Origin of the sequence: Ureibacillus thermosphaericus (assembly GCF_012396605.1) — a bacterium.
GTDB classification, from domain to species: domain Bacteria; phylum Bacillota; class Bacilli; order Bacillales_A; family Planococcaceae; genus Ureibacillus; species Ureibacillus thermosphaericus.
Window position 1 is genome coordinate 22,468 of record NZ_JAAXPW010000028.1, and the last position, 21,419, is coordinate 43,886.

At 33.2% G+C, this 21,419-nt stretch carries 25 protein-coding genes; 16 read left to right on the top strand and 9 right to left on the bottom strand.

Features of this window, described 5'->3' with window-relative positions; all coding sequences use genetic code 11:
* Positions 1-78 precede the first annotated feature (78 nt).
* The 5 genes from HF990_RS11020 to HF990_RS11040 all read left to right on the top strand — a co-directional run bounded on the left by HF990_RS11020 (position 79) and on the right by HF990_RS11040 (position 5,513).
* Positions 79-630 carry a sigma-70 family RNA polymerase sigma factor gene (locus tag HF990_RS11020; protein WP_016837216.1) on the top strand — a complete coding sequence of 184 codons (552 nt, stop codon included), beginning with the start codon at positions 79-81 and terminating at the stop codon, positions 628-630.
* Positions 623-1,615: a DUF4179 domain-containing protein gene (locus HF990_RS11025; RefSeq protein WP_168412599.1), complete on the top strand. Its 993-nt coding sequence runs from the start codon at positions 623-625 to the stop codon at positions 1,613-1,615. The genes HF990_RS11020 and HF990_RS11025 overlap by 8 nt, the downstream gene beginning before the upstream one ends.
* Positions 1,616-1,687: 72 nt before the next feature.
* Positions 1,688-1,825: a hypothetical protein gene (locus tag HF990_RS11030; RefSeq protein ID WP_168412600.1), complete on the top strand. Its 138-nt coding sequence runs from the start codon at positions 1,688-1,690 to the stop codon at positions 1,823-1,825.
* A gap of 443 nt (positions 1,826-2,268) precedes the next feature.
* Positions 2,269-3,177, top strand: coding sequence for a glycine betaine ABC transporter substrate-binding protein (locus HF990_RS11035; RefSeq protein ID WP_016837219.1), 909 nt, complete (start codon positions 2,269-2,271; stop codon positions 3,175-3,177).
* A 344-nt stretch (positions 3,178-3,521) separates the two neighbouring features.
* Positions 3,522-5,513: a methyl-accepting chemotaxis protein gene (locus tag HF990_RS11040; protein WP_016837220.1), complete on the top strand. Its 1,992-nt coding sequence runs from the start codon at positions 3,522-3,524 to the stop codon at positions 5,511-5,513.
* Between the two features lie 805 nt (positions 5,514-6,318).
* On the opposite strand, the gene HF990_RS11045 is transcribed toward HF990_RS11040, so the two are convergent.
* Both HF990_RS11045 and HF990_RS11050 read right to left on the bottom strand, forming a co-directional pair.
* Positions 6,319-6,843 carry a hypothetical protein gene (locus HF990_RS11045; RefSeq protein ID WP_016837221.1) on the bottom strand — a complete coding sequence of 175 codons (525 nt, stop codon included), beginning with the start codon at positions 6,841-6,843 and terminating at the stop codon, positions 6,319-6,321.
* A gap of 187 nt (positions 6,844-7,030) precedes the next feature.
* Positions 7,031-8,062: a hypothetical protein gene (locus tag HF990_RS11050; RefSeq protein ID WP_168412601.1), complete on the bottom strand. Its 1,032-nt coding sequence runs from the start codon at positions 8,060-8,062 to the stop codon at positions 7,031-7,033.
* Between the two features lie 284 nt (positions 8,063-8,346).
* On the opposite strand from HF990_RS11050, the gene HF990_RS11055 reads away from it, so the two are divergent.
* On the top strand, positions 8,347-8,847 hold the full coding sequence (locus HF990_RS11055; RefSeq protein ID WP_168412602.1) for a hypothetical protein: 501 nt from the start codon (positions 8,347-8,349) through the stop codon (positions 8,845-8,847).
* A 38-nt stretch (positions 8,848-8,885) separates the two neighbouring features.
* Here HF990_RS11055 and HF990_RS11060 read toward each other — a convergent pair whose 3' ends face one another.
* Positions 8,886-9,344, bottom strand: coding sequence for a DinB family protein (locus HF990_RS11060; RefSeq protein WP_168412603.1), 459 nt, complete (start codon positions 9,342-9,344; stop codon positions 8,886-8,888).
* Between the two features lie 169 nt (positions 9,345-9,513).
* On the opposite strand from HF990_RS11060, the gene HF990_RS11065 reads away from it, so the two are divergent.
* Positions 9,514-9,999 carry a hypothetical protein gene (locus HF990_RS11065; RefSeq protein ID WP_168412604.1) on the top strand — a complete coding sequence of 162 codons (486 nt, stop codon included), beginning with the start codon at positions 9,514-9,516 and terminating at the stop codon, positions 9,997-9,999.
* A 35-nt stretch (positions 10,000-10,034) separates the two neighbouring features.
* Here HF990_RS11065 and HF990_RS11070 read toward each other — a convergent pair whose 3' ends face one another.
* The 3 genes from HF990_RS11070 to HF990_RS11080 form a co-directional block, all read right to left on the bottom strand.
* Positions 10,035-10,781: an amino acid ABC transporter ATP-binding protein gene (locus HF990_RS11070; protein WP_168412605.1), complete on the bottom strand. Its 747-nt coding sequence runs from the start codon at positions 10,779-10,781 to the stop codon at positions 10,035-10,037.
* Positions 10,782-10,792: 11 nt separating this feature from the next.
* On the bottom strand, positions 10,793-11,449 hold the full coding sequence (locus tag HF990_RS11075; RefSeq protein ID WP_016837228.1) for an amino acid ABC transporter permease: 657 nt from the start codon (positions 11,447-11,449) through the stop codon (positions 10,793-10,795).
* 84 nt (positions 11,450-11,533) lie between these two features.
* On the bottom strand, positions 11,534-12,334 hold the full coding sequence (locus HF990_RS11080; protein ID WP_168412606.1) for an amino acid ABC transporter substrate-binding protein: 801 nt from the start codon (positions 12,332-12,334) through the stop codon (positions 11,534-11,536).
* 377 nt (positions 12,335-12,711) lie between these two features.
* Here HF990_RS11080 and HF990_RS11085 point away from each other — a divergent pair, with 377 nt between their 5' ends.
* The 6 genes from HF990_RS11085 (at position 12,712) to HF990_RS11110 (ending at position 16,783) form a co-directional block, all read left to right on the top strand.
* Positions 12,712-13,152 (top strand): GNAT family N-acetyltransferase, encoded by a 441-nt coding sequence (locus HF990_RS11085; RefSeq protein ID WP_184656238.1) that lies wholly within the window; start codon positions 12,712-12,714, stop codon positions 13,150-13,152.
* A 137-nt stretch (positions 13,153-13,289) separates the two neighbouring features.
* A complete protein-coding gene (locus tag HF990_RS11090) occupies positions 13,290-14,054 on the top strand; it encodes a formate/nitrite transporter family protein (protein WP_096551410.1) in 765 nt (254 codons plus the stop codon).
* A gap of 144 nt (positions 14,055-14,198) precedes the next feature.
* On the top strand, positions 14,199-14,444 hold the full coding sequence (locus HF990_RS11095; RefSeq protein WP_016838471.1) for a hypothetical protein: 246 nt from the start codon (positions 14,199-14,201) through the stop codon (positions 14,442-14,444).
* Positions 14,445-14,511: 67 nt separating this feature from the next.
* On the top strand, positions 14,512-15,315 hold the full coding sequence (locus tag HF990_RS11100; RefSeq protein ID WP_016838469.1) for an MBL fold metallo-hydrolase: 804 nt from the start codon (positions 14,512-14,514) through the stop codon (positions 15,313-15,315).
* 614 nt (positions 15,316-15,929) lie between these two features.
* Complete coding sequence (locus HF990_RS11105; protein ID WP_168412607.1) at positions 15,930-16,430, top strand: CarD family transcriptional regulator; 501 nt, start codon at positions 15,930-15,932, stop codon at positions 16,428-16,430.
* 146 nt (positions 16,431-16,576) lie between these two features.
* Positions 16,577-16,783, top strand: coding sequence for a zinc ribbon domain-containing protein (locus HF990_RS11110; protein WP_016838465.1), 207 nt, complete (start codon positions 16,577-16,579; stop codon positions 16,781-16,783).
* Between the two features lie 218 nt (positions 16,784-17,001).
* On the opposite strand, the gene HF990_RS11115 is transcribed toward HF990_RS11110, so the two are convergent.
* A complete protein-coding gene (locus HF990_RS11115; protein WP_168412608.1) occupies positions 17,002-17,946 on the bottom strand; it encodes a TRM11 family SAM-dependent methyltransferase in 945 nt (314 codons plus the stop codon).
* A 194-nt stretch (positions 17,947-18,140) separates the two neighbouring features.
* Positions 18,141-18,320, bottom strand: a complete 180-nt coding sequence (locus HF990_RS11120; RefSeq protein WP_016838461.1) for a small acid-soluble spore protein H — start codon at positions 18,318-18,320, stop codon at positions 18,141-18,143.
* Positions 18,321-18,456: 136 nt separating this feature from the next.
* On the opposite strand from HF990_RS11120, the gene HF990_RS11125 reads away from it, so the two are divergent.
* Positions 18,457-19,185 carry a YqjF family protein gene (locus tag HF990_RS11125; protein ID WP_016838459.1) on the top strand — a complete coding sequence of 243 codons (729 nt, stop codon included), beginning with the start codon at positions 18,457-18,459 and terminating at the stop codon, positions 19,183-19,185.
* Between the two features lie 83 nt (positions 19,186-19,268).
* On the opposite strand, the gene HF990_RS11130 is transcribed toward HF990_RS11125, so the two are convergent.
* Positions 19,269-19,388 carry a YjcZ family sporulation protein gene (locus HF990_RS11130; protein ID WP_016838457.1) on the bottom strand — a complete coding sequence of 40 codons (120 nt, stop codon included), beginning with the start codon at positions 19,386-19,388 and terminating at the stop codon, positions 19,269-19,271.
* Positions 19,389-19,666: 278 nt separating this feature from the next.
* Here HF990_RS11130 and HF990_RS11135 point away from each other — a divergent pair, with 278 nt between their 5' ends.
* Both HF990_RS11135 and HF990_RS11140 read left to right on the top strand, forming a co-directional pair.
* Positions 19,667-20,431, top strand: a complete 765-nt coding sequence (locus tag HF990_RS11135; protein WP_016838455.1) for an SDR family oxidoreductase — start codon at positions 19,667-19,669, stop codon at positions 20,429-20,431.
* A 218-nt stretch (positions 20,432-20,649) separates the two neighbouring features.
* Entirely contained in the window at positions 20,650-21,288 is a 639-nt protein-coding gene (locus HF990_RS11140) for an HAD-IIIA family hydrolase (protein WP_168412609.1), read from the top strand.
* The last annotated feature ends 131 nt before the right edge of the window (positions 21,289-21,419 follow it).

Consider the following 21,419-nt stretch of genomic DNA (forward strand, 5'->3'; position numbering starts at 1 on the left):
GAAAGAGGATATGTTTTTTTGTTTTTACGAGAGTGTTTTCAGCTTTTTTCGTTGGTATAAGTGAAAGGAGTGAAGCAAGTGAAAGATGTGATTTCGAAATTGAAGCTAAGACATGAAAAAGCACTTGCTTATGTTATTGATACATATATGCCTTATGTAAAGGCCATCGCTAAACAAATTTTAGAACAACCATGTGGAAACTGGGCGGTTGATGAATGTATAAATGATGTTTTTTTAGCTGTTTGGCAAAATAGTGACAAGTTTAGGGGAAGTGAAGAAGAATTAAAAAAATGGATTGGCACAATTGCAAAATATAAAGCGATCGACATATATCGAAAACAGAAAAAAATGGAAGTGGTTTCATTGGAGCATTCCAATGAACAAATAAATTTCGAAACGGGGGAATTGCTTTATTTGAACAAAGAACAAAAAGAAAGGATTTTATTAAAAATGCAATTATTGCCTGAGTCAGAACGTGAACTATTTTTAATGAAATATTACTTAGATCTTACAAATGGAGAAATTGCAGATGCATTAGGAATTACCAAATCTGCCGTTGAAAATCGATTATATCGAGGGAAGAAAAAGTTAGGAAAAATCCTTTCTGATGGGAGTGAAAAGAATGGATGAATTAAAGAAAATGCTTCAATTAAATGTGGATGAAATTGAGCCTGAAAAAGTCAGCCGTTTTGAGAAAAAACGAGTATTACAATTTGTTTTACAGAAAAAAAAGAACCATTCAATGAAATATATCGCTGCATCTTGTTTACTTGCTGGAGGAATTGGTTCAACCGCAGTCTTTTTATCGCCAACAATCGCTTCCCATATCCCATTAGCTAACCAAATTGTCGAATATTTTAAAGGCGAGACATCGCAATTTCAGTATTTTGAAGACTATGCAACGGGAATTGATGCCATTCAAGAAAGCAATGGAATTACAATTGAAATTGTTGATGCAATTTACGACGGAACGACAGTAACGCTTACCTTTGCCATTGAAACGGAAAAAGATTTAGGTGAACATCCAAGTTTTGATAAGCCTATTAAAATCAATGGAGAAATCGAAGGCTCTTCCGTTACTTGGACGAAAAAACGGTCAGATACATCTTATGTTGGGGTTATTACGCTGACACCTGAATTAAATGGACGATCGCCACGCACTGTAAAACTAACTTGGAATCCTAGAAGTGTTTGGAATCATGATACAAATGAAAACTTTGAAGGTGATTGGGCTTATGAATTTCACTTAAAAAAGATTGATGTGAAAGGAATAAAAGCCAATTATCGAGATTCGAAAAATGGTTTTACAATCTTTGTTCCTTCACTTGATATAACTGGCTATACAATCAATCTTCATTACAAGATTCAGATGCCGTCCAATTACGCGCTATACAATTTGCCGTATGTGACTGGTTTTGATGTGAAAGACGAGTTCGGTAATACTTACGAAATGATTACGAATTTGACAGGCAGTACGACGAAACACGCGGCGAAAGGGTCTTTTACGTTTGCAAACATTCAAAGCGGAACAAAAGAACTAATCATTACACCGAAACTTTACAATGATAATGAAGAAATCATCTTTGATTCTTTTGAAGTAACAATTTCAAAATAATGATGTTGCTAAATTGTGGCATACGCAATTTCACCTAAAGTTGTACAAAATAAGACAACGGAGGTGAAAAGGATGAAAAAGAAAAATAAAATGAATCTTAATTCAGGCAGTCAAAAATATAACAGAAGAAAAAGAGCAGAAGAGATAGCAAGAGAATTTGACCACAATGTTGCCAATAAACGAAACCGCAAGACGAATGATAAATCGTAATAAACAGTAACCAAAACCGTTTAGTCATTCTCCCAATTAGGTAAGTAATGAATGAACTAATTCCTAATTGGGAGATTTTTGATTATAAATCACCATCTCATTTTGCATGGTTGAATGCCAAAAACGATGGGGATATTTGAAAAAAATAGAAAATAAATCAATAAAATTTAGTAAATTAGTACGAAATCCAATCGATTGGAACCCTATGCCTAGTAATGAGATATAAATCATGTTAACCTTACACTATCGGTCGGTTGGGCAAAAATAAGTTGATGAGAAGTTTTACCAGGCATTACAACGTACATCACAAAGTTTTATATCTGAATATTCGGTAAATTGAAGTTGGGTGTGCTTATTCAGTTGCAATGCATTATAAAACTTTTCGTATAGGATTGATTTGAACAACCTACCGAAATGATATTCATTTTGGAGGGGTAGATAAGATGAAATATGTGAAAACGATTGGTGCAACATTTGGAGTCGCCGCATCTTTAGTATTAGCAGGTTGTGGCGACAACACATCTCAGGGAACTCAAAGCAATGAAGAGCAAGTAAGTATTAGCCAAGCCCTCGATTATACAATAACGGGTATAGAACCGGGCGCTGGAATGATGCAATTAACAGAAATGGCGTTAAATGAATATGAAAATCTAAAAGGATGGAAAGTTTCAGAAAGTTCAACTGCTGGCATGTTGACGATGTTAGATAAAGCCATTCAAAGTGAGGAGCCCATTATTGTGACAGGTTGGAATCCTCATTGGAAATTTGCAACTTATGATTTGAAATATTTAGAAGATCCAAAAGGCACATTCGGTGAAGTGGAAAATATTAATACGATTGTTAGAAAAGACTTAAAAGAAGAACACCCAACTGCTTATGAAATGTTGGATCGCTTTTACTGGGAACCAGAAGATATGGAGCAAGTGATGCTAGATGCCCAAACAGTTACATTTGAAGAAGCTGCAAAAAAATGGGCAGAACAAAACCAAGAGAAAGTAAACGAGTGGATGGAAGGTTTACAATCCGTTAACGGTGAGAAATTTGAATTGGTGTCGACTCCATGGGAAACGGAAGAAGCATCAAGTCATGTTGTAAAATTTGTATTAGAGCAACTTGGCTATGATGTAACGATCACACCAGTAGATCCAATTATCATGTTCCAAGCAATTGCTAACGGGGAAGGGGATGCTTCAGTTGCTCCTTGGTTGCCTGTAACGCACGGATCGTTCTATGAACAATACAAAGATGATATAATCGATTTAGGCGAAAATTTGGTGGGGGCAAAAGTTGGATTAGTTGTACCAAGCTATATGGATATAGATTCTATTGAAGATTTAGAGCCAAAAGAATAAAAAAAGAGATATAGGCTGTCTAAATTTTTTAGACAGCCTAAAATATTACTTGCAATAAGGGTGAAAAACACGTACAGCGACACGGGTTACTAAGAATTGCTTATTAATTGCACTTATGATTTTCATCAATTCAGCAAACCCCATTGCCAAACACTTTTTAACGATTGATTCAATTTAATCAATCGCTTTTTTATTTTAAAAGAAAATAGATGAAAGAATAGAATATTTTTCAAATAAATTTGAACATTTTTCGACATTTTATTATATAATTAAAAGAGTTTGTTACTCATAAATAAATTAACTTACTCACATATGAATGATTGATGAAATGAGGGTTTTTAATCATGAAAAATAACTTTAGTATTTTTAAAAACTTTAAGGCGAGAATCATATTAGCATTTTTAATTTTTTTAGTTATACCATCAATGATAGTCGGATTCTCAGCATTTTTGACTGCAAAAGAGACTGTGAAAAAGGAGATGCTGGCAAGTGTTGATGAAAATTTAAAATTGCTAAATATTACTGTTACGAATGAAATACAGTCTAGAATACATGATTTAGAATATTTCATCGAAATCATTTCACCTGAATTATTTGAAGAAAAAAATCTTCCAACATTACGAGGCAAGTTAGATGAGTATCGACAATTACATCCTGAAATTGAAATGATATTTATTGGTACGACTGCCGGTTCAATTATCTTAGAGCCTAATATCGATTTAGGAAATGATTTTGACCCACGGACTAGAGATTGGTACATAAAAGCGATGGAAAAACAAGGAAATATTGTTATTTCCGAACCATATGTTTCTGCAAGTGATGGACATATCGTTGTAACGATATCTAAAACTCTGTCTGATGCTTCGGGTGTAATAGGAATTGATTTAAGTTTAAGTTATTTAGAACAATTAGCGAATCAAGTGAAAATTGGAAAAAATGGTTTTACTTCCGTATTCGATCAGCATGGAAAAACAATTGTTCATCCTACATATGAAAGTGGCGAACAAGTTGATGAACTTCTATACAATGCGCTATATGAAATGGAAAATGGGCAATTTGAATATGAATTAAATGGTGAAGAAAATATAATGGCCTTTACAACAAATAATTTAACAGGATGGAAATTGGCTGGTAATTTGTATACATCTGAAATTGATGAAACGGCATCACCGATTTTTTCTAAAACGATTCTCATTATCTGTATTTCTATTTTTATAGGTGTATTATTGCTATTTTTCATTATTCAAACGATTATTAAACCAATTAAAAGATTAAAAGAACAAGCGGAAACGATTAGTAAAGGCGATTTAACTGAAACAATTGAAGTTGAAACCAATGATGAAATCGGCCAGTTGAGTAAGGCCTTTAAAGAGATGCAAGAACGCTTAAAAAGTCTAGTACGCGAAGTAGAACAACATTCATTTCATGTTGTTTCCTCATCAGAACAATTAAGTGCTAGCGCAGAACAAACTATGTTGGCAACAGAACAAGTATCTGATTCTGTTCAAAAAATTGCGGGCAGTGCAGAGCAACAAACAAATAATGTGGATCAAAATTCAAAAGCAATAAAAGAAATTTCCAATGATATAACACAAATAGCAAATTATACAATGGAAGTACTAGAATTAGCACAACAAGCGAGCAATCATGCGGAAAATGGCGGATTAGCTGTACATAATACGGTGAATCAAATGAACAATATCCATGATTCAGTTCATAAATCCAATGCCATCATATCTTCTTTAGCAGTACGCTCGAAGGAAGTCTATTCAATATTAAACGTCATTTCAGATATAGCAGAACAGACAAATCTGTTGGCATTAAATGCAGCAATTGAAGCAGCAAGAGCTGGAGAACATGGAAAAGGATTTGCTGTAGTTGCAGAAGAAGTTCGCAAGCTTGCTGAACAGTCTCAAACTTCCGCAAAAGAAATTCAATCCATTGTTCAAGCTATTCAACAAGATACAGAGAGCTCCGTTAATATGATGACGAAAGTGAAAAATGACGTAGAAGTAGGAGTCAAAGTTTCCAGCGAAGCGATTGAAAAATTTAATGCTATTTTGCAAAGTGCAAGAGATATCACACCACAAATGGAAAAAATCGCTAATTACTCAAAACAAATTTCTAGTGAAGTACAAAAATTATCAATCATGACAGATGAGTTTTCACAAATTGCTCAATCCAATGCTGCTGCATCTCAACAGGTTGCTGCTGCTACAGAGGAACAGCTAGCGTCGATGGAGGAAATATCCTCATCTGCAAAAACTTTAGCTACTTGGGCAGAGGAACTGAACATGTTAATTCGAAGATTTAAAACTGAAGACGATGGAAAATAAATTACGATTTTAAAGGGCAGTGGGCGGTAAGTTCACTGCCTTTTTTATGAGGGTCGATATTATATCGGGGAGATTAAAGGGTAAACCAAAAATGAGAATTCCAACGATGTAAAAATTATTTTGATAAAATTAAAAATGATGAATCAGAACCGAATTTTGTAGTAGTTGGACTGCTTACATCATTAATTGCTCTCGACTTTTTTTATATTAGAAAAAGTATGGAAGATAACTTCTAACATTGATAATTTTTTATTTTGTAGCGGTAATCAAGAATTTATTGTTAGAAATTACAAAAAATACCAAGTAAACAGTTATACAAAAAGTCACTTATGACAGAAAAATCGTCAATTATGATATCAGTATTTCCATTATTACAAATTTAATGGATAATTGAGTTAATAGTGTAAAGAATATTTTTCGGCAAAGTTTTCTGGTAAAAAAGTATGTTTTTGATTCTAAAATATGACAATGTTTTCTAATTCCTTAATACTGCAATTATCGGAAGTACTATCATTCCACAGTCATATATTCTAGACTTTGCATTCCTTAATCGTATTCGCCAATTACGCAAAATCTAGAAGGATGGACAAGGATTAGATTAGCAAGTTTTACGTGCATTTTACCAACAATCATTTGCTGAATGAAGTATTCTTTACCTATTCATTACTAGTAATATAAACATATTTTCACAGGAAAAAAGGCAAGTAAAAAAGATATAATATTACTTGCCTTTTCCGATGATAGCTGAATAAAAAAGACATGGACAATTCGTCGCATGTCTTTTTTAGGGAGGTCATGATGTACATCAATGATTAAATGATGTATGAAAATACTTTGATTCCATTTGCTTTCTAACAATATAGATATGTTTTTCGTATCGACTCATCCAGTATTGGTAATAATTCACATTGCATCTTTTCATGAATTGTAAATATATCATTAAACTTTCATAAAGCGTATGAAAAAATTCTTTTTCGGGTAGTATTACCTGATGTGTAAGTTGATTTAATTTATCATTGATATGAAAAACGAATTGTCCATGTTCGTCTTTAGTAAAAACGTAAGTAATGGGTTTAGATAAGTCGGTGACTCTGGCGAAATCTTTAATTAAATAATTTTTCATCAGCAATAAATAAGTAACCCATGGTTCGATCGTTACAATCTGAAACTCAGTTAAAGAATTTTCATTGTAAATAATTTCAATTGAATATTGATTAAATGTATTAAAAATGTATTTTGAAATCATTTCTATGTTTATGTCATTATCTATTCGGACATATTGACTGTTGTTGGAATTGGGAATTAAAAGATGTGTAAAAATTTTCAGCATTGAACGACCTCCTAGGAGAACATTTCTAAATAAACAGCTTAAAATCTGTTCTGAAATTGTTTATATGATTTACTGCTATTTATTTAGAAATATTCAAATCAAAAAATTTCATCATGAAAATGAACTTACAAGCGATGAAATCATCATTAAATTAGATAACGACATGGCGAAGGAGTTTTATAAAATTTTATAAGAATAAAGTTAACTGTTCTTCCCCTTCGTTATTTTCCTCAATAGTATCTTCCATTTCTAATCGGATGTTTACATCTTCATTTGGAATAAAGATACAATCTTCAACACCGATTTTTTCCATAAGTATTAAATTTCCCTTTTCTGTTTGTTCTAGAAAATGTTGAAGAATGGATGGAAAAATTCTTGGTCTTTTATGGACTCCGGCAGATAAAGAGCCATCTTGACCAAAGTAATCAATTAAGATGTGACATATTTCTAATGTGCTAGAGAAGCCGTTGAATACAAGTTGAAGTGCAATCATTTCTTTTGTTGGGTTTGGTGGGAGATTTTGACGAACTTTTTCCACTATTGCTTCCAATCTTCTATGTTCCCGCTCTATTTGTTGAAGCATTCGATTTTTTTCTTCCAACAGAGCTTTCATTAATGATTCTTCTTGCTGTTTTCTTACATTCCTTTCAATTTCACGCAATTTTCGATATAAACGATTTATTTGTCGATCTAATAAGGGGACGTTCGCATTGATATGGGCCTGAATATCTTCTGGTATTTCCATTCCGTCTAAATCTTCCAATATTTCATAGCCGTATTGGTTTTCTTTGATTTTTATGAGCAATTCATCCAGTTCTAAATGAATAATGGAAGCATCTTTAACAATGTCTCTTAAAATATTTTCATCGATGCCGAGAAATTGCATAAGATGATCTTCACCATAATCAATTCTTCTTCCGGTCACTACATGTTTTACAGTAAATACTCGTCTTAATTTTCTGTTGCAGGCACATCGGCCGAGGTAGTTGCCTTTTCCATAATCAATATAATCTTCAAGAATCCAGCTACTAGCATCTTTTTCAATCTCTACTAACGTGACATCTTGAGAACGAACGAGTGTTACTTTTTTATCGGCCATTATATTTAAAAATTTTGTTTTGAAGCCTTGTTTAACATGGTTTAAGAGAAAATCCAGTTGTTCTTTAGTTGCATAAGGGAAAAGGGATTCTCGTTCCTCTTTTGTTAATGGTGGTTTCATTTAACCTCTTCACCTTTCTTATACTTTAAGTTGATAATAAAGAGTACTATGAAAAGTGTCAAATGAAGGCATTTGATTTAGTTATGAATGAATTAAAAATTATGTACGGAAATTTTAAGATTATTGATATGGAGTAATTGAATGAGTAATAGAGATACTAATGATGAGAAAATAAATTATTCAAAAGAAATTTTATTTTAATAACAGGGAAACATGATTTCAAAAAGAAATATTTAAAATGGATACCTTCTGATAGAACAAATTCGAGAAAAAGAGGGGATATGATGAAAAGAAAAGTGATTGCATTAATTGTTACGATGTTTCTTTTTATCGTTCTTTTTATATCAGGTTATTTGTATTATTTAAATAATCCATATATGCAAATTCGTACTGAAATAACACCAATCGATGATGAAACTTATCAAACCCTTGGGGCATTAGAATATGTCGAACACCCTGATCAGAAAAACTTCCGAAAAATGCTTTTTACGTTTAAATTTAAATATTCTAATCAAGTAGAAAACATTAATACGGAAATGTCTGAGTCAATTAGAAATTTATTATCATCAAATGTATACTGGACGGGAGAAGGTTTTGAATACGATAATATCGATAAAAAGGAGTATATTGTTCAAGAAGAAATCGTCCTTTATACGGGTGAAATAACTGAGGAAGAAATAAAAGAGCGTTTAAAAGAAGGTGTCTTTGTCGTAAAGTGGATAGAAGATGGAGAGGAGAAACAGAAAGAATATAATATCGGTGAAACAGTTATGTTCATACAATGATTAACAAACCGCCAGAAGATGGCGGTTTTCATCATTTTTTACTTTGTTTTCATAGTTTCAATCAATCGCTTCATTACTTGAATTTGTCCAACATGCATTGCTTCATGGAATGCTGCAAAAGCAGCCAATTCTCCTTTTGTTTCATTTCCAAATATACTTTTTGGCAGTTTTTCATTAAAGGTATTGGTATCGATTGATTGAATACGTTCCAGTTGTTCTTCAATTTGTTGCAGCAAAGTTTCAAGATATGGTACATCCATTGGCCAATCTGCTGGTTTGGTACCAGGACCAAATAATTTTTGATAACTTTTTGGTATCGTCACTTTACTGTTGAAGAGTAAAAAATCTGTAGTCATCAATACATGTCCTACTTGCCATAAAATATTGTTATTAAAACCTTTTGGAATTGTAGAATAGACCTCTGGTGTAATGTTTTCTAAAGTTTGCTTTAATACCATTCTTGTACGAGTAAATTGCATTTTAATATATTCTCCCATGTAAATTCCCCCTTAATTTATCTTTACTATAAAATTTTAATGATATGACTAAAAACATTGAAAAATTTTTCACATAGTTTTAAATTTTACATTCTACTCTCTGCATGAAAGTAGTATAAACTGAAAGAGGGATAATTGGTTTGGAAATTTACTTTAAAGGATGAGAACATTGAAAAAAATTTTACTTGTTGCGTTCATACTCGTTTTATTAATTGGTGGGTTTTTTATCTATATTAAAGTGACACCACCATTAGTAATAGGAACGATTTTTAAGGGTCAAGATCATCATACCGTTGCAATTGCAATAGGGAATAAAGGGATTGGAGATTTGGAAGTCACTAGTGTAAAAGTCAATAATCATGCGGATCCGAATGAAATAAAAATCCAAGTTAGCAATGCTTTGGTAGGTTTTGCAGGAACAATTGATGAAAATTCAGTTGCAGCTAGTCACATTCAATATTTCAACATCGAAGATATTTCCATTCCAAAAGGAACGATACCGGAAGAACTGTTAAAGAAATTAGATGAAGGTTCAGCGATAGAAAAGGATACAATTTATGGATTAACTGTAAATCATCATGAAGATATTCATAATGTACATATCAAATATCGATATCTAGGAATATTGTTTAACGAAACTGTAGTGTTAGATTAATATGACAAAAGGTCGTCTGAAAATAGACGACCTTTTCATTTCCAATTTTTATGTAAAAATGCTTTCGTACGTTCATGTTGAGGATGTTGGAAGAACTGTTCAGGTTCATTTGATTCGATAATTTCTCCGCCATCCATAAAGATCACACGATTTGCCACTTCTCTTGCAAAGCCCATTTCATGCGTTACGACAATCATCGTCATATGTTCTTCTGCTAAATCCTTCATGACTTTCAACACTTCTCCCGTTAATTCCGGGTCAAGGGCAGAAGTAGGTTCATCAAACAGCAAGATTTGTGGATTTAACATAAGGGATCGTGCAATAGCAACACGCTGTTTTTGACCGCCTGACAGATTGCTAGGATAAGCATTCGCTTTATCGGACAATCCCACTTTTCGCAATAAATCCATACAGCGTTTTTCTATTTCTTCCATCGATTCGGATTTTCTAAGTTTCGGGGCTAAAATCAGATTTTCTTTAACAGTTAAGTGAGGGAATAAGTTAAAGTGTTGAAACACCATTCCCATTTTTCCTGTAATTTTTCGTATATCTGCTTGGTTAGCATATTGCCCATCTTTTACTAAAAAATCGCCGTCGATACAAATACTACCGTTATCAATTTCTTCTAAATGAATTAAACTGCGTAACAATGTACTCTTTCCTGAACCTGAAGGGCCGATCATTGCAATAACTTCTTTTTTATCTACCGAAAATGAAATGGATTTTAATACTTCCTGGTTCCCAAATGATTTCTTCAAATTTGTAACTTCTATTAGCGCCAATTTTTTCACCTCTATTCGTATTTATATCGACGCTCTAACCATTTAAAGAATACCGTCAATATGAGTGTCATCGCTAAGTAAATTACTCCCGCAATAAAGTAAGGGACAATTGTAAACTCTCTGTTTACAGCTGTTTGTGCAAAGTGTAATAATTCTGGCACTGCAACTGCATAAAGTAGCGCGGTATCTTTGATGAGCGTAATGGATTCGTTGGCAACAGCAGGCAAGGCTACTCGAAACATTTGGGGTAATATGATGCGTGTTGTCGTTTGCCATTTTGTTAAGCCAAGTACTTTTGCTGCTTCATATTGACCTTTGTCGATGGAAATGAGCCCGCCTCTAAAGATTTCAGCAAAATAGGCTGCATAGTTTAATACGAATCCAATACAAGCCGCAACGAAACGATCAAATACTAAATATTCCCCTACCACAGGCAGCATCGGCAATCCGAAGCAGATTAATAAGAGCTGCAATAATAGGGGAGTGCCTCGCATGACGGTAATATATATTTGTGAAAGCCATGCAAGGGGCTTAAAACGGCTTTGTACCGCAAGTGTTAGAATAAATCCTAATGGAATTGATACAAGAATGGCAATGAAAAAGAGCAAAATGGTCATTTGAGCTCCTTCAAGCATCGGCCAAACAATCCGATTCCAGTAATCAACCATGATGTTTCCTCCCAAAAAATAAGAGTTCCATTGTCACATGGAAACTCTTATCGAAAATAATGACATTCTATTTTAGCATATATATTATTTTAATACTCGATCTTCACCGAACCATTTCTCAGATATTTCAGCTGCAGTACCGTCTTCATTCATTTCATCTAATGCTGCCTGCAGTTTTTCAAGTAATTCTTCATTTCCTTTTTTCACACCAACTCCATATTGTTCTGGAGCAAGTTCTTCTTCAAGAATTGTAAATGTATCTGGTTCTTGTGTCATGTAATATTCAACTACAACTTTGTCGATTACAACTGCATCAAGGCGACCATTTTTTAAGTCTGTTAATGCAAGTACATTATCTTTGTATTCATTTAAATTTACTTCATTGCTAATAGGATGTTCATTTAACGCATCCAATGCAGAAGACAATGCTTGAACTCCCACTTGTTTTCCAGCAAGTTCATTGATTTTTGTAATAGGAGAATCTACTAATGTTACAACAACTTGTGCGTTTTCTAAGTAAGGTTTTGTAAATAATACTTTCTGTTTACGTTCATCTGTTATAGTGTAACCGTTCCAAATTAAATCGATACGGCCACTGGATAATTCAGTTTCTTTTGTAGTCCAATCGATTGGTTGGAACTCCACTTCAACACCCATTTTTTCTGCAGCAGCACGAGCCATGTCGATATCAAAACCAACGATTTCGTTTTGATCGTCACGGAATCCCATTGGTGCAAACTTATCATCGATACCAATTATTAAAGTTTCTTTATCTTTTGCTTCATCTTTTGTGCCATTTGATTCTTCTTTAGATGATGAACCACACGCAGCTAATACTAAGATGATCAACGTCATGAAGAAAAATAAAGCTATTTTACGTTTCATGTAGTATACGCTCCTTATATTAGTAATCTAATTATTTAGTTGTTTAGTAAACTAAAGTGTATTAGCAAAAAATGTAACACGAAATTAATGATTCGTGTTTTTAAAAACAAAATCTAATACATTTAGATTTACAGAATACCTTCGTATACTATAGTAACCGCCATTGAGGGTGATGTCTAGTTAAAAATTTAACAATCTTATAACATATTAATGTTTATTTTGATGAACTCTAATAAATATCACTCCATCTGTTTATTACCAAGTACTAATTATTTAGTATATTAGATTTTTTTTATATCAATTGAAAATACATGTATTTTTATATTAATAATGGTAAATTAATATACAGATTTTATTGAAAATGGGAAGGGGATAACATGAAGATTGAAGTAATTCGTGTGTCGACAGAGGAACAATTAGAAAAAGCTTTTTCAATTCGAAAAGAAGTATTTGTTGAGGAACAGGGTGTTCCAATGGAAAGCGAAATAGATGAGTATGATAACCTTCTTTCTCCTTGCGAACATCTATTGATTGTTGTCGATGACAAGCCTGTTGGGGCTGGAAGAATACGCTTCGTAGATGGTTTTGGTAAATTGGAAAGAATTTGTGTATTACAACCATATCGTAAAATTTGCATTGGAAAATTAATCGTGCAAGAATTAGAGAAGATGGCAAAAGAAAAAGACTGCCAAAAAGTAAAGTTACATGCACAATCTCATGCGAAAGTTTTTTACGAAAAGCTAGGTTATATCATTAATTCGGATGAATTTTTGGAGGAAGGTATCCCTCATTATTTAATGGTAAAATATTTTGAATAACATATTGTCTCCTAATAATAATTAAATCTATAAAAAGAATTAAAAATATTCTGAACAACTAATTTCCTAAATTTATAAAAATTAACGCGGGCTATCTAGCTCTTATTCTATAAAATAAAGGACTTGGGAGGTCTAACATGGATTACAGTCCTAAGGAAATAGCCCAAATCACCGTTCAAAAAGGGGAAGAAAAGGCGAATATGTCCCTTTTTCAAATGCTGATTTTAGGATTTTTAGGAGGGGCATTTATCTCAATGGGGTATCTGGCATTTATTCGGATAACGGGAACAATGCCTGATGAATGGGGGAGTTTTGTAACCTTCATGGGAGCAACTGTGTTCCCAATTGGATTAATATTAATTTTGTTAGCTGGTGGCGAATTAGTTACTGGAAATATGATGGCAGTTGCAATGTCCTATTTTGCCAAAAGGATTACTTTTACAAAGCTTTTAAGAAATTGGTTTTGGATTACCGTTTTTAATTTGATTGGTGCATTATTTGTAGCTTATTTTTTTGGACATGTCGTTGGACTAACGGAAGGAGATTTTTTAAACAAAACGGTAAGTACAGCATTGGCGAAAGTAAATGCAAGTTTTATTGAAGCTTTCGTTTCTGCAATCGGTTGTAATTGGCTTGTAGCGCTAGCTGTATGGTTGTGTTACGGAACGACATCATTTTCTGGGAAAATTTTATCCATTTGGTTTCCTATCATGATCTTCGTATTAATCGGTTTTCAACATGTTGTAGCAAATATGTTTATTATTCCTGCAGCTATTTTTGCAGGTGAAATGACTTGGGGTCAGTATATAACAAATTTTGTTCCTGTCTTTTTGGGAAATTCAGTTGGAGGAGCTATTTTTGTAAGTTTGTTTTACTATTTGGCTTATTTAAAAAATGTATGAGAATGCTGTTTGTTTTAATAGATTTTAATTTGCTTACATTGTGTACATCTAATGTAGCTTATGGATAAGATATTAAGCATTCTTTCCCTTGAAGGAATGCTTTTTTCTTTACATGTGAATAATGATGATTGAGGTGAATGAAGGATGGCACAATGTCCACTTTGCAATTCTTTGCAGGAATTAGAAGTATTTTGTCCAAATTGCAAGAATAAGTTGGAGGATTCAGGGAAGGTTTCCGATTATTTCGATCCTTATGGACATTATAATGACGAAGAGACGGTGAAAATGGGAGACGGCTATCCGAATACGGCACGGGACCAAGTTTGTCCACATTTAATGGTATGTCAAGAGTGTGGTTATGACGAAGTGCAATTCATTCAAGAAATCTGATGTTTACATAATACGCTACTGAAGTAATATACAACGTTCGATAAATGAGCAAATTGGGGTGGTTTAGTTGCTGCTAAAACAAAGTTTTTTCGAAAGCATACAAGGGGATGTTAAACTTTTTGAAGGGAAGAATGCATTTTCACAAGTCAAGTTAAACGTTTATTCATTTTACCAAGATGGTGTAGTCATTGACTGCGGAGCACATGTCATGAGAAAACAGTTTATGGGATTTTATGAACCGCTCTCCATTGACCGCGTTGTGATTACCCATGCCCATGAAGATCATGAAGGTTGTGCGAAATATTTGAGTGATAAAGGTATACCAATATATTTGCATCCTATGTCAATTGAAAAAAGTAAGAAAAAAGCAAATTATATGTTATATCGAAAGTTTTTTTGGGGGATTCGGCCTCCATATCGTGCAAATCCCCATGAGGAAAGTTTCGAATCACGAAAATATAGATGGCGTGTCATTGAAACACCAGGTCATGCAGCAGATCATGTGTCATTTTTAAACGAATCAACTGGCCAACTATTTGCTGGTGATTTATTTGTCACTCCACGTACAAAGCTTATATTACGTGAAGAAAGTATACCGCAAATCATTCGATCAATCGAAAAAGTATTACAACTTGATTTCGGAGAAATGTTTTGTTGTCATGCAGGGTATATAAAAGATGGTAAAAAAGCATTTCGGCAAAAGCTCGATTATTTATATATGTTAACGGATCAGGTGAAAAGTTTATCAAAGAAAGGGTATTCTGTTGATGAAATTCATCAACAATTGTTCCCTCGAAAATATCAACTTTCTACAATCTCTAGAGGCGAGTGGGATTCAAAACATATGATTACTTCGATTTTATCGGAGTAGAATCGTAAATTGGTAATTTAATAGGAAAGAGCAAGAACCCAAGAAATGCGGTGATTTCAACATTTCTTGGGTTAATTTCATGATGGTATCATTTTTTTATTTCATGCATATACTATATGGTGTGCTGTTTCCGTAATAATCTTTTCATTAAAGCTGTTCGATTCCATATTCCTCACTAATACCCTCTTAACTTTATTTCAGCAATTCTTTTAGCAATGGAAAATTTCCTGAATATAAAAACTCCGCGTTCTTTAAATGAATAATATCTAAATGGAAACTTTTCCCATATTTTGTATAAAACTCATAGGATTTTTATGTAGAAGTTTCTATTTAATTATTGATGTGCTGATTATTTGTTAATCACACTGTATAGATAGACGTATTAATGTTATAAAATATGCCAATTTGAAATCATATCGGTACATTGCTTTCCTCGTTAATTGTATTGCTTCTTCTTATAAGCAGTTATATTAAACTCCTTTTTTACTTTTACTCGCCATTCAATCAATATCTTTCATGTAGAGATAGAGTGTAATAGGTTTAAATAGTCGGCTGAATGATGATTACAAACCTTAACGAAGTTGATAGGTATACATTTGCAGGGAGGATTTTTCATGTACCAAGTAGGTGAATATTTATTATATGGCGGTCACGGTGTTTGTGTAATTGATGATGTTGCAGAGAAACTTTTTTCTGGTAAAGAAAAATTATATTATGTCTTGCATCCTATTAGTTATCCAGATTTAAAATTATATTATCCTGTAGATGGTGACCAATCGAAATTAAAAAAAATGTTGTCAGCAGAAGAAGCAAAAAATTTAATGAATATTTTTAAACAACCTGCAAAAGAATGGATTGAAAAAAATACAGATCTCAATCAGTTTTTCAATTCCGTCTTTAGCAGTGAAAATCGTAAAGAGCTAGCAGAATTATTGAATACGTTGTTAAGAAGAAAAATACAATTCGAAAATGAAGGAAAAAAGTTACCAATACAAGAAACAAAATTATTGGAAGAGGCAAGCAATCTTTTGTATAACGAACTAGCTATTACACTTTCAACGACAAAGGATGCCATATCAAAACAAATTAATGAAATGGTAGCTGCAAGTCAATAAATGATGAAATAGATAAAACATCACCTTTTTCACTTAAGACAAAGGTGATGTTTTCCTTTTTCTATTAAGCTTTCAAATTGTTGAAACTATAGGGACATTGAAATCGTATAGAATAGAAAAGAATGGAAAGGAAAGTAGGGATAATTTTGCAAAAAAATGGGTGTATTAAATGTGGAAGTCGCAACGCAGCAACAAAGGAAGTAGCCATGTCGGGTACTGGTTTATCAAAAATGTTTGATATTCAACATAATCATTTCATTGTTGTTTACTGTAAAAGCTGTGGATATTCAGAATTTTATAATAAACAATCATCAACGGCATCGAACATACTTGATCTATTCTTTGGAGGATGATTTTAAAAGGAGAATAGTTTCAAAAAAATTAGTTGATATAAATTTAAAATAAAAAATCATCCGACAATCAAGAGCGGATGATTTTTCATTTACATTAATGAGCAAGTCAATTAATAAATCTTAAATCTAGTAAATACTTAATCATATTTTGCCAATATAAGAAAGATAATCATCATAAAAAACATTCTCATTAAGGATGTATTCCAAATGTAAAGAATTTATTCACACAATAAAATAAATCGAACAAAAGTTGATTTTTTTGCAACTGAGCGATCTGTTATAGTAAATCCAGCTTTTTGCACTAAATCATCAATCGGTTTGATGGAGACAAATAAAACCCGGTTAGCAATGCGCCGTGCGTGTTGAATGATATCGTATTCTTGTTCTGGTGAAAGATGAGAATAAATATTATATGGTAAATCCACAATTGCTACATCGTAATAATCTGTTACATCTGCAATGGAGCCTTTTGTCACAGTCGTTTCGTATCCAAAATAGGCGATATTTTCTCTTGCTCCAACACAAACGAGCGGACTAATATCTCTTCCGACAATATCAATATTCATAGATAACGCTTCGATTAATACTGTTCCAATACCGCAACAAGGGTCAATAGCTCGAATGCCTTCTGGTTCGGGAATTGCGATGTTAACAATCGCTCGAGCCACTCTCGTGCTAAGAGCCGTTGAATAACTGTTCGGCTTATGTAAATGTTTACGCCAAATTGATTCAGCTTTTGTCGCTTTTCCAAAATACCAACATTCATTTATGTAAAGCAAACCAAAAATAACATCAGGTTGGTTTAAATCTGGTTCTCCATCAATAGCCTGTCCAATTTGCCTTTCAATTTTTCGTCTTTCAGGATGATGGATTTTCTTTGTATTTCCGATATCCATTTTGTTAAGACATACGACTTTGTAAGAAGAATCCGTAAATTTTATACCATTAATGATCTGTTTTAGTTCCTCAAAACTATGTGCCTCAACATACACTTCTAAGAAATCTTCTATAAAAGGACTACGGCTAGGATTGATTTTACGATCGGTGATAATAAAATTTTGTTCAGTATCAATTCCAAATAAAGAGCGCCTTTCCATTCGACAAAGCTCAAATTCGTCAGGATGGTAAACAAAAGTATAAATATATTTCGGTTGCTTAATCAATTTCATCTTCCTTTTGAAAATATGTTAATAAAAAGAGACAGTCCATTTCGACCGTCTTGTTTGACATTCATTAAATATATCATATTTTTTTTAAAAACGTAAAAGTAAGTTGTTATATCTCGTTCTTTGCATTTGCGCCAATCATAAAAGTGCGCAACTATTTTGCGTACATTTACAATAATGAAAGAGGGATATCAATTTTCTAATAATTGTTCAACGGGTACTTCTTTTTCATTTTCTGGGTCATCTAAAGGATAAATACGGGCTGTTCCTTTCGTTTCATCAACATGCTGAATGTAGATGCGCTGTCCGTTATATAAAACATTTGCGATTGCACCTGATTCGGCGATTTCTTTTGCGCGTTGTAAATTCATGAAATAGCCTCCCGATTTCTCTATTCTAATATCATTATTGACAAGTTGAAAAATTTCATACTTTTCGCTTACTAGTCATAATTTCAATAAAAATTGTAAATATTATAGAAAAATCTATCGATGATTGAGGATGGATATGGGAGAAATTTATAATGCGAATAAAGATGTATTGCCAAAAAAAATCCCTTGGTTGATGAAACAAACTTGGACTGATATTTTATTTCTTCACTACCCAGTAAAAAAAGATGTATTAGAAGCACACCTTCCTCCAAATCTTATGCTTGATACATTTGAAGGACAAGGTTGGGTTACGATTGTATCATACTTGACGAAGGCGATTGGCATTCGTGGCATACCATCTGTTCCGATGGGTAGAGGAATTCCAGGGTTGAATGTGCGAACGTATGTAAAAGCTGGAAATAAACCAGGTATCTATTTTTTTCAGTTGGCGATTCGTCATAGGGTAACTGCCAAATTGGCAAAGGTGTTGTTTCATTTACCGTATATATACTTGGATATGTCGCTATTAAAATCAGAAAAGCAATTCCATTCTGAAAGCAGTAGAATCTATTCTTTACCATTCAAATGTCAATATAATGTTCATTCTCAAGCATCCCGTATGAAGCAAGGAACGTTAGGCGAATGGTTATTGGAAAGATATTGCTTTTATACAACAAATCCACAAGGAAAATTACTTCGTTGTGATATTTATCATGAACCGTGGATTGTTCATGATGTAGAGTTAATGGAAGTAGAACATAATATTTTATCAACAGCATTGAATATTAGTTCTAAAGCTATTAATCCAATTCCTCATTATTCAAAACAATTGAGTGTTCATATATGGCCTCTTATTTCAATTTAAAAGTCCCAACAAAAATTTCGTTGGGACTTATTAACTTTCATCGTAGTGTCGATTTGGGACAGGTGGTGGTATAATCGGACGAATTAATAGAATCCTTTGAATCCTGCTCCAACGATAATTAGTAAAACAAATAACACTACGAGTAAAGCGAAGCCATTGCAATATCCACCGCCATAGCCGTAGTTATCGTATTTGTAACCCATTCAACTCACCCCCTTCTGAATCTAATGTATGAATTGCTTTGAAAGAGGGTAAGTACATTTGTGTAGATAAAGAGAGATTTTTATCTTATTATTTTTAATCATTTTCTAGTGCTCAATGAATAAGTAAACAAGTATCAAAAGGAGAATTAATGGAAAATGTAAATAGTTTCATAAAATTTACAAATTTATCAATCGGTGGAACTTGAATAACTTTTTTTGTAAAAATAAAATGAAAATTAAGATGGGTGTTCAAAAAATGCAAAATCGGAGGGATGAAATTGAAATTACAAGATAAAGTAGCCATTGTGACAGGTGCAGCTTCAGGAATGGGAAAAGCGATTGCAGAGTTATATGCAAAAGAAGGAGCGAAAGTCATCTTAGCGGATTACAATTTAGAAGGAGCAAAGGCGGTTGAGGAAAGTATTGCAGAAAATGGTGGCACTTGTATCGCTGTAAAAGCAGATGTATCTCAATTAGAAGATGTTGAAAACATGGTCCAAACGGCAATTGATGAATATGGCACTTTAGATATTTTAGTTAATAATGCAGGGATAATGGATGGATTTGAACCTGTAGGAGAAATTACAGATGAAAAATGGGATCGCATTTTTGATATTAATTTAAAAGGTGTAATGCGTGCTATGCGTAAAGCTGTTAATTATTGGTTGGAACAAAACAAAGAAGGTGTGATTATCAATACGATTTCAACTGGGGGGTTAAATGGTGCTCATGCCGGTGCTGCCTATGTAGCATCAAAACATGCAGTTGTTGGATTAACGAAAAATGCTGGTTTTATGTATGCACATAAAGGAATACGTGTAAACGGAATAGCACCGGGAGCTGTTGAAACAAATATCGGTGCAAGCATTACGAACGTTAGTCAATTGGGGATGGAACGATCAGGATTAACTCATAAACTATCCCCACGTTCAGGAAAACCAGAAGAAATTGCTCAAGTTGCCCTTTTCTTAGCATCTAAAGATTCAAGTTTCATGAATGGAACAGTAGTAGTTGTGGATGGCGGTTGGACTTCCGCATTCTAAAGAAGGTTGAATCATTTTCCTATTCCACACTAGTCGTAAAAAATTTTTTCAGCTCTAATAAGCGAGTTTCTCCACATTTTTAGCCCACACCATTAATTGAAAATGGTGTGTTTTTTTGTTTCTTCATTTTGAATTTGGTATTGTTGTCCATATAAGAATGAATTGACTATCGGCAAAATTTAAATAAAAAGAAGCATATTAGAAAAGGGGATAGAAATGTGAGATACATTATTTTCGATTTTGATGGGACTCTTGCCAACTCTGCGGAAGTGTATGTGGATGCTTGGAATGCTTATGCAGAGAAATACAACTATTTGCCGTTAAAATTGGAGGATTTACAACAAATTCGACATCTTGACCATGCCAATAAAGCAAAAAAATATCAATTTCCAATGCATAAACTAACATTCATCTTACCAAAAATTTATCAATATTTTCATGAGCATATTCATGAAGTGAAGTTGTTTGATGGGGTAAAAGAAATGCTTGAGTCCATATCTTCTATGGGATATACAATTGCTATTTTATCTTCAAATAAAAAGGAAAATATTGAAGCTATTTTAAAACGAGAACAAATTTCAACCGTTTCTGAAGTGATTTCTGTAAAAAAGCTGTTTGGTAAAGATCGAGCGATGAAAAAGTTTATGAAGCATCATCAAATTACACCTCAAAGTATACTTTATGTTGGAGATGAATTGCGAGATATTGAAGCGTGCAACAAAGTGGGAGTGCCTTTTATGTGGGTTAGTTGGGGATTGGATAGTTTTGAGCTTATCATGAAGGAGAATCCAACTTATGTAGTCCATACGCCTAAAGAAATTGTGGAGGAATTAAGTAAGTTAACAATTACTACATAAATAGAAGAGCTTGGGACAAAACCCTAGCTAATAAAAAATCGTCACTTATGATTTTTCATGAAGTGACGATTTTTTATGGAAAACGTTGTTCTCCGTTCCGGCCGACGCTTTCCGCGGGCACGGCTCAAGCC

Coding starts and splice junctions, on each gene's coding strand:
- HF990_RS11120 (WP_016838461.1), bottom strand. CDS start 18,320: ATGAATTTACAACGCGCAAAAGAAATCGCCGAATCAGGTGCAATCGCA.
- HF990_RS11045 (WP_016837221.1), bottom strand. CDS start 6,843: ATGCTGAAAATTTTTACACATCTTTTAATTCCCAATTCCAACAACAGT.
- HF990_RS11055 (WP_168412602.1), top strand. CDS start 8,347: ATGAAAAGAAAAGTGATTGCATTAATTGTTACGATGTTTCTTTTTATC.
- HF990_RS11085 (WP_184656238.1), top strand. CDS start 12,712: ATGAAGATTGAAGTAATTCGTGTGTCGACAGAGGAACAATTAGAAAAA.
- HF990_RS11030 (WP_168412600.1), top strand. CDS start 1,688: ATGAAAAAGAAAAATAAAATGAATCTTAATTCAGGCAGTCAAAAATAT.
- HF990_RS11060 (WP_168412603.1), bottom strand. CDS start 9,344: ATGGGAGAATATATTAAAATGCAATTTACTCGTACAAGAATGGTATTA.
- HF990_RS11050 (WP_168412601.1), bottom strand. CDS start 8,062: ATGAAACCACCATTAACAAAAGAGGAACGAGAATCCCTTTTCCCTTAT.
- HF990_RS11105 (WP_168412607.1), top strand. CDS start 15,930: ATGTACCAAGTAGGTGAATATTTATTATATGGCGGTCACGGTGTTTGT.
- HF990_RS11075 (WP_016837228.1), bottom strand. CDS start 11,449: ATGGTTGATTACTGGAATCGGATTGTTTGGCCGATGCTTGAAGGAGCT.
- HF990_RS11035 (WP_016837219.1), top strand. CDS start 2,269: ATGAAATATGTGAAAACGATTGGTGCAACATTTGGAGTCGCCGCATCT.
- HF990_RS11095 (WP_016838471.1), top strand. CDS start 14,199: ATGGCACAATGTCCACTTTGCAATTCTTTGCAGGAATTAGAAGTATTT.
- HF990_RS11025 (WP_168412599.1), top strand. CDS start 623: ATGGATGAATTAAAGAAAATGCTTCAATTAAATGTGGATGAAATTGAG.
- HF990_RS11130 (WP_016838457.1), bottom strand. CDS start 19,388: ATGGGTTACAAATACGATAACTACGGCTATGGCGGTGGATATTGCAAT.
- HF990_RS11080 (WP_168412606.1), bottom strand. CDS start 12,334: ATGAAACGTAAAATAGCTTTATTTTTCTTCATGACGTTGATCATCTTA.
- HF990_RS11040 (WP_016837220.1), top strand. CDS start 3,522: ATGAAAAATAACTTTAGTATTTTTAAAAACTTTAAGGCGAGAATCATA.
- HF990_RS11090 (WP_096551410.1), top strand. CDS start 13,290: ATGGATTACAGTCCTAAGGAAATAGCCCAAATCACCGTTCAAAAAGGG.
- HF990_RS11125 (WP_016838459.1), top strand. CDS start 18,457: ATGGGAGAAATTTATAATGCGAATAAAGATGTATTGCCAAAAAAAATC.